This is a genomic window from Inquilinus sp. (assembly GCF_057815775.1).
The window spans coordinates 1-6,183 of sequence record NZ_JBYRFX010000609.1 but is presented as its reverse complement, the minus strand read 5'-3'; the positions used below and the strand labels follow the sequence as shown (position 1 = coordinate 6,183).

Annotated in this window: 6 protein-coding genes and 1 pseudogene; 5 read left to right on the top strand and 2 right to left on the bottom strand. The window is 68.1% G+C overall.

Annotated elements, in window-relative coordinates; all coding sequences use genetic code 11:
• The 3 genes and pseudogenes from AC3XYG_RS21395 to AC3XYG_RS21385 form a co-directional block, all read left to right on the top strand.
• Positions 1-351, top strand: a pseudogene (locus AC3XYG_RS21395) (hypothetical protein); the annotation flags it as partial.
• 13 nt (positions 352-364) lie between these two features.
• Complete coding sequence (guaD, locus tag AC3XYG_RS21390; protein WP_489141892.1) at positions 365-1,708, top strand: guanine deaminase; 1,344 nt, start codon at positions 365-367, stop codon at positions 1,706-1,708.
• A 19-nt stretch (positions 1,709-1,727) separates the two neighbouring features.
• Entirely contained in the window at positions 1,728-2,561 is an 834-nt protein-coding gene (locus tag AC3XYG_RS21385; RefSeq protein WP_489141891.1) for an IclR family transcriptional regulator, read from the top strand.
• A 7-nt stretch (positions 2,562-2,568) separates the two neighbouring features.
• Here the strand turns inward: AC3XYG_RS21385 and AC3XYG_RS21380 are convergent, their stop codons facing one another.
• Both AC3XYG_RS21380 and AC3XYG_RS21375 read right to left on the bottom strand, forming a co-directional pair.
• A complete protein-coding gene (locus AC3XYG_RS21380) occupies positions 2,569-2,841 on the bottom strand; it encodes a Txe/YoeB family addiction module toxin (RefSeq protein ID WP_489141890.1) in 273 nt (90 codons plus the stop codon).
• On the bottom strand, positions 2,838-3,092 hold the full coding sequence (locus AC3XYG_RS21375; RefSeq protein ID WP_489141889.1) for a type II toxin-antitoxin system Phd/YefM family antitoxin: 255 nt from the start codon (positions 3,090-3,092) through the stop codon (positions 2,838-2,840). Before AC3XYG_RS21375 ends, AC3XYG_RS21380 begins: the two co-directional genes overlap by 4 nt.
• Before the next feature lie 203 nt (positions 3,093-3,295).
• Between AC3XYG_RS21375 and gcl the strand changes: the two genes are divergently transcribed.
• Both gcl and otnI read left to right on the top strand, forming a co-directional pair.
• Positions 3,296-5,053 carry a glyoxylate carboligase gene (gene gcl, locus AC3XYG_RS21370; RefSeq protein WP_489141888.1) on the top strand — a complete coding sequence of 586 codons (1,758 nt, stop codon included), beginning with the start codon at positions 3,296-3,298 and terminating at the stop codon, positions 5,051-5,053.
• A gap of 126 nt (positions 5,054-5,179) precedes the next feature.
• Complete coding sequence (otnI, locus tag AC3XYG_RS21365; protein WP_489141887.1) at positions 5,180-5,977, top strand: 2-oxo-tetronate isomerase; 798 nt, start codon at positions 5,180-5,182, stop codon at positions 5,975-5,977.
• The last annotated feature ends 206 nt before the right edge of the window (positions 5,978-6,183 follow it).

Below are 6,183 nucleotides of genomic sequence, written 5' to 3'. Positions count from 1 at the left end.
CGCGAGCATGAGGTGTCGACCGCGACCAAGCCCTGGATCGGGCAGGAAGCGCCGGCGCAGACCGCTGCTGCCGCCGACCTGAAGCCGGTGTCCTTCGCCCAGGTCGCGGATGTCGTGATCTCCCGCTGCAGCATGTGCCACTCCACCCTGCCGGGGTGGGAGGGCATCCACGAGGCGCCGCGCGGCGTGCTGCTGTACTCGCCCGAGGAGATCCGGCGCCATGCCAGCCTGATCCGCCTGCAGGCGGTGCTGACCCACAGCATGCCGCCGGCCAATGTCAGCGAAATCACGCCGGAGGAGCGCGAGCTGCTCGGGCGCTGGACGGCCGACCCCGACACGGCCGTGCAGTAAGAGGACGTCCAAGATGACCCCACCCACCCTTGCCGTCCTGCGCGGCCGCATCCTCAGCTTCGTTGCCGCCCCACAGGGCGCCGGCGATGCCGCCAGCTATCGCTACATCCCGGACGGGGTGGTGGTCAGCGAGGCCGGCCGGATCACCCGCGTCGGTCCCGCGACCGAGATCCTGCCGACGCTGCCGGCCGGCACCGCGGTCGACCACTACCCCGATGATCTGATCCTGCCGGGCTTCATCGACGCGCATCTGCACTTTCCGCAGACCCAGGTGATCGCCTCCTACGGCGCGCAGCTGATGGAGTGGCTGCACAAATACACCTTCGTGTCCGAGCAGCGGTACGGCGACCAGGCCTATGCCGAGCGCCAGGCCGCCTGGTTCCTGGCCGAGCTGCTGGCCAACGGCACCACCACCGCCGCGGTCTACGGCTCGGTCCATCCCGGCTCGGCCGAGGCATTCTTCGCCGAATCCGAACGGCTGGGCACCGCCATGATCGCCGGCAAGGTGATGATGGACCGCAACGCCCCGCCCGGCCTGCTGGACACCGCCCAATCCTCCTATGACGACAGCAAACGGCTGCTGCGGCGCTGGCATGGGAAGGGCCGCCAGCGCTATGCCATCACCCCGCGCTTCGCCATCACCTCGACCGAGGCGCAGTTGGAGGCGGCGGGCGCCCTGGTGCGCGAATTCCCCGACGCCTATGTCCAGACCCACATCGCCGAGAATTTGAAGGAGATCGAAGTGGTCCGCGAGCTGTTCCCGGACAGCCGCGACTATCTCGACGTCTATGACCGCTACGGCCTGCTCGGGCCCAAGACCCTGTTCGGCCATTGCATCCATCTGGAGGAGCGCGAGCGCCGGCGCATGGCCGAGACCGGATCGGTCGCGGTGTTCTGCCCGACCTCGAACCTGTTCATCGGCAGCGGCCTGTTCCCGATGCAGGACCTGGCGCGGCGCGACCCGCCGGTGCGGATCGCGGCGGCGACCGATGTCGGCGGCGGCACCAGCTATTCCATGCTGCGCACCCTGGGCGAGGGCTACAAGGTGCAGCAGCTGCAGGGCACCAACCTGTCGGCACTGGAGGCCTTCCACCTGGTCACCGCCGGCAATGCCGAGGCGCTGGGCCTAGCCGGTGAGATCGGCAGCATCGCCCCCGGCCGCAGCGCCGACCTGGTGGTGCTGGACGCCCGCGCCACCAGCGCCATGGCGCACCGGATGGAGGCGGTCGAGGCCGACCTGGAGGAAGAACTGTTCATCCTCATGACTTTGGGTGATGATCGTTCGATCAAGGCGACCTACATACAAGGGCGCCGCATGCATGAACGGGAGAGAACGCCAAGCCGGTCACCGGCCTAAGCGTCCAGTCAGGAGCACCATGGCCGAGATCGATCAGGACAGCGAATTCTCCGTCAGCAACTTCAATGTGGGGGACCTCAAGGCGGGCGACCAGCCCAAGGCCGGCCAGGTCCGCTCCCTCCTCCGCGCCCTGCGCCTGCTCGACACCGTCGCCACCCGGGCGGACGGCATGAGCCTGACCGAACTGGCCCGCGCCACCGACCTGTCCGCCCCCACCGTCCACCGCCTGCTGACCACGCTGGAGGAGGCGCATTACGTGCGTTTCGAGCCGGCGTCACGGCGCTGGATGGTCGGTCTGCAGGCCTTCCTATCCGGCCTCGCCTATGCCGACGGCATGGGGCTGCGCCGCCTGGCCGACCCGCCGATGCGCGCTTTGTTCGGCCTGTGCCACGAGACCGTGAACCTGGCGGTGGAGGAGCGCGGCACCATCCTCTACCTGCATCAGCTCGGCGAGCTGGGCGCCAGCCTGCCGGGGTCGACGCCGCTGCCGGTGCACGGCTCGGGCGTCGGCAAGGCTCTGTTGTCGGCCAAGACCGACCCGGTGCTGTCGCGCACCCTGCCCGCCTTGGCCCTGACCCGGCTGACCGCGAACACGGTGCCGGACCTGCCGAGCCTGCGCGACCAGATCAGCCGCGCCCGCCGCTCCGGCTACGCCATCGACGATGAGGAGCATGTGACGGGGATGCGCTGCGTCGCCGCGCCCATCCTCGACCGCGGCGGCCGCCCGGTGGCGGCCCTGTCGATCTCCGCCCCCTGCCAGCGCATGGGCGAGGAGCGGATCAACCAGATCGGCATCCTGGTGCGCCAGGCGGCGGAAAAGGTCACGGCACAGCTGGGCGGCCGGGTGCATTGAGATGGCTTCAGCGGCCGTAGTGGAAGCGGCAACTGGCGATTTCGAGTGCCTGGGCGTCGCCCGATCCGCTGACCCGATAGACCAGCCGATGTTCCCGGGAGATGCGCCGGGACCACCAGCCCTTGAGATTGCCGACCAGCGGCTCGGGTTTGCCGATACCGGCGAAGGGTGAACGCAGCGCGTCCTTGATCACCTCGTTCACCCGCGCCAGAATCGCCTTGTCGTTCTGCTGCCAGAACAGATAGTCGGCCCAGGCGGCTTCAGAGAAGACGAGCTTCATTCGTCGATCAGGACGCGCTCGGTTCCCTTGCCGGCATCTAGTTCGGCGATCGAGCGGCGCAGGTGATCGGCATTGGCGGGGGAGCCGAGCAGGTGGATCGTCTCCCGCAGCCCCTCCAGTTCGGCCAGCGGCAGGATCACCACCGGCTCGTGGTTCTGACGGGTGACGACAAGCTCCGTACGGTCGGCTTCGACCCGGTCGAGATGCTTGGCCATATTGGCCCGCAACTCGCTCAATGTGACGTGGGGCATCGTTCGCATCCCTTTTGATCTGTACAGATATACGTACAAATCGCGATCAATTCAATTCCCACCGGGAGAGCCCGCCTTCCACCAGGTGAAATAGACCGATCCGGTCTCCCGCTTTTCACGCCTTGGAATAGTTCGGACCTCCGCTGGCCCCTGCCCGCCCCGCTTGCCACCATCGCTCCAGAACCTTTCAAAGGGAGGGCGCGATGCCCAAGATGACGGCGATGGAAGCGGCGGTGCATGTGTTGCGCAGCGAGGGCGTGGAGGTGGCGTTCGGTGTGCCGGGGGCCGCGATCCTGCCCTTCTACGAGGCGCTGAAGGACAGCGGCATCCGCCACGTTCTGGTGCGGCACGAGGAGGGCGGCACCCATGCCGCCGAGGGCTACACCAGGGCCCGGGCCGGCGCGATCGGCGTCTGCATCGGCACCTCCGGCCCCGCCGGCACCAACATGATCACCGGCCTGTATTCCGCCATCGCGGATTCGATCCCGATCCTGTGCATCACCGGCCAGGCGCCACGCGCCAAGCTGCACAAGGAGGATTTCCAGGCGGTCGACATCGCCGCCATCGCCCGGCCCGTGACCAAATGGGCGATCACGGTGATGGAGGGCGCCCAGGTGCCCTGGGTGTTCCGCCGCGCCTTCCAGATCATGCGCTCCGACCGCCCCGGCCCGGTCCATATCGACCTGCCGATCGACGTGCAGAAGGAGATCATCGACTACGATCCGGAGACCGACGCCCGGCTGCCAGTGTCGCGCCCGGCGCCGAACCCCAGCGCCATCACCCGCGCCGTCGACATGCTGCTGGCGGCGGAGAAGCCGCTGATCGTCGCCGGCGGCGGCATCATCAACGCCGATGCCTCCGACCTGCTGGTCGAGTTCGCCGAGCTGGTGAACGTGCCGGTGGTGCCGACGCTGATGGGCTGGGGCACCATTCCCGACGACCACCCGCTGAACGCCGGCATGGTCGGGCTGCAGACCCAGCACCGATACGGCAACGCCACCTTCCTGCAGAGCGACGTGGTGCTGGGCATCGGCAACCGCTGGGCCAACCGCCACACCGGATCAACGGATGTCTATACCAAGGGCCGCAAATTCATCCATGTCGACATCGAGCCGACCCAGATCGGCCGGGTGTTCTGCCCGGATCTGGGCATCGTCGCCGATGCCGGGCTGGCGCTGGAGGCGCTGATCGCCGAGGCCCGCGGCCGCAAGCTGCCGAAGCGCGAGAGCTGGGCCGGCGCGGTGCAGGAGCGCAAGCGGACCATGCTGCGCCGGACCGATTTCGACAACACGCCGATCAAGCCGCAGCGTGCGTTCCAGGAGATCAACGCCGCCTTCGGCCGCGACACCCGCTTCGTCACCGCGATCGGCCTGTACCAGATCGCGTCGGGCCAGTTCCAGAAGGTGTACAAGCCGCGCAACTACATCATCTGCGGCCAGGCCGGCCCCCTGGGCTGGGAGGTGTCGGCCTGCACCGGCGCCAAGCTGGCCGACCCGTCGGCCGAGGTGGTCGGCATCGTCGGCGACTATTCCCTGCAGTTCCTGATCGAGGAGCTGGCGGTGGCGGCGCAGTACCGCATCCCCTTCGTGCTGGTGGTGCTGAACAACGCCTATCTCGGCCTGATCCGGCAGGCGGAGCGCGGCTACAACATGGATTACGAGGTCCAGCTCTCGTTCCAGAACATCAACGCGCCGGAGATCGGCGATTACGGCGTCGACCACGTCAAGGCGGCGGAGGCCTTCGGCTGCATCGCCCGCCGGGTGTTCGACCCGGCCGAGATCGCCGAGGCGCTGCAATGGGCCCGCACCCGGTCGACCCAGGCCAGCCTGCCGGTGGTGCTGGAGATCATCACCGAGCGGGTGACCAACATCGCCATGGGGCCGGAGATCGACAAGGTCACCGAGTTCGAGGAGATCGTCGACCTCGCCCCCGCCCCGGCCCGCGAGCCGGAGACGGTTTAGCGCCGCCCTTCCGCCTCTTCCTCATCCTGTCATGCCCGGGCTTGACCCGGGCATCCAGAGACTGTCGACAGCTTCTGGATTGCCGGGTCGAGCCCGGCAATGACAGTGGCAAAATCGGAGCCCTTCATGCCGCGCTTCGCCGCCAACCTCACCATGCTGTTCAACGAGCATCCCTTCCTCGACCGCTTCGGCCGCGCCGCGGAGGCGGGCTTCGGCGGGGTCGAGTACCTGTTCCCCTACCCCTACCCGAAGGAGGAGCTGGCCGAGCGGCTGCAGCGCCACGGCCTGACCCAGGTGCTGCACAACCTGCCGGCCGGCGACTGGGCCAAGGGCGAGCGCGGCATCGCCTGCCTGCCCGACCGCCGGGCTGAGTTCCAGGATGGCGTCGGCCTGGCGATCGAGTACGCCACCGCGCTGGGCTGCACCCGGGTCAACTGCCTGGCCGGCAAGCGGCCGGCCGGCGTGGCCGAGACGGTGCTGGGCGACACGCTGGTCGACAACCTGCGTTTCGCCGCCAAGGCGCTGGGCGAGGCCGGCATCGACCTGCTGGTCGAACCGATCAACACCCGCGACATCCCGGGCTTCTTCCTCAGCGGGTCGCAGCAGACGCTCGACGTGCTCGATGCGGTCGACGCGCCGAACACCCGGCTGCAATACGACATCTATCACATGCAGATCATGGAAGGAGACCTGGGGCCGACGCTGCAGACGCTGCTGTCCCGCATCGTCCACATCCAGGTCGCCGACAATCCCGGCCGGCATGAGCCGGGCACCGGCGAGATCCACTACCCCTTCCTGTTCCGCCTGCTCGACGCACTCGGCTACGCCGGCTGGGTCGGCGCCGAATACGTGCCGCAATCCGGCACCGAAACTGGCCTCGGCTGGTTCGCGCCGTACCGCGCCAAAGCGACGGTCGCAGCCTAGCAGAGCCCCTCTGCAAGCCCCCTCTTACTGTCATTGCCGGGCTTGACCCGGCAATCCAGGGGCCGTCGAGAACGGCTTTGGCAACCCCTGGTTCCTCGGGTCAAGCCCGAGGATGACAAGAAAAAGGGAGGGTGGCTCCGGCCCTCGTCTTCTCACAGGAGTTCGCCATGAACGTCGCCTTCATCGGTCTCGGCATCATGGGCCGC

Excerpts from the sequence above, each read along its gene's own strand:
- AC3XYG_RS21375 (WP_489141889.1), bottom strand. The coding sequence starts at position 3,092 with ATGCCCCACGTCACATTGAGCGAGTTGCGGGCCAATATGGCCAAGCAT.
- gcl (WP_489141888.1), top strand. The coding sequence starts at position 3,296 with ATGCCCAAGATGACGGCGATGGAAGCGGCGGTGCATGTGTTGCGCAGC.
- AC3XYG_RS21380 (WP_489141890.1), bottom strand. The coding sequence starts at position 2,841 with ATGAAGCTCGTCTTCTCTGAAGCCGCCTGGGCCGACTATCTGTTCTGG.
- AC3XYG_RS21385 (WP_489141891.1), top strand. The coding sequence starts at position 1,728 with ATGGCCGAGATCGATCAGGACAGCGAATTCTCCGTCAGCAACTTCAAT.
- guaD (WP_489141892.1), top strand. The coding sequence starts at position 365 with ATGACCCCACCCACCCTTGCCGTCCTGCGCGGCCGCATCCTCAGCTTC.
- otnI (WP_489141887.1), top strand. The coding sequence starts at position 5,180 with ATGCCGCGCTTCGCCGCCAACCTCACCATGCTGTTCAACGAGCATCCC.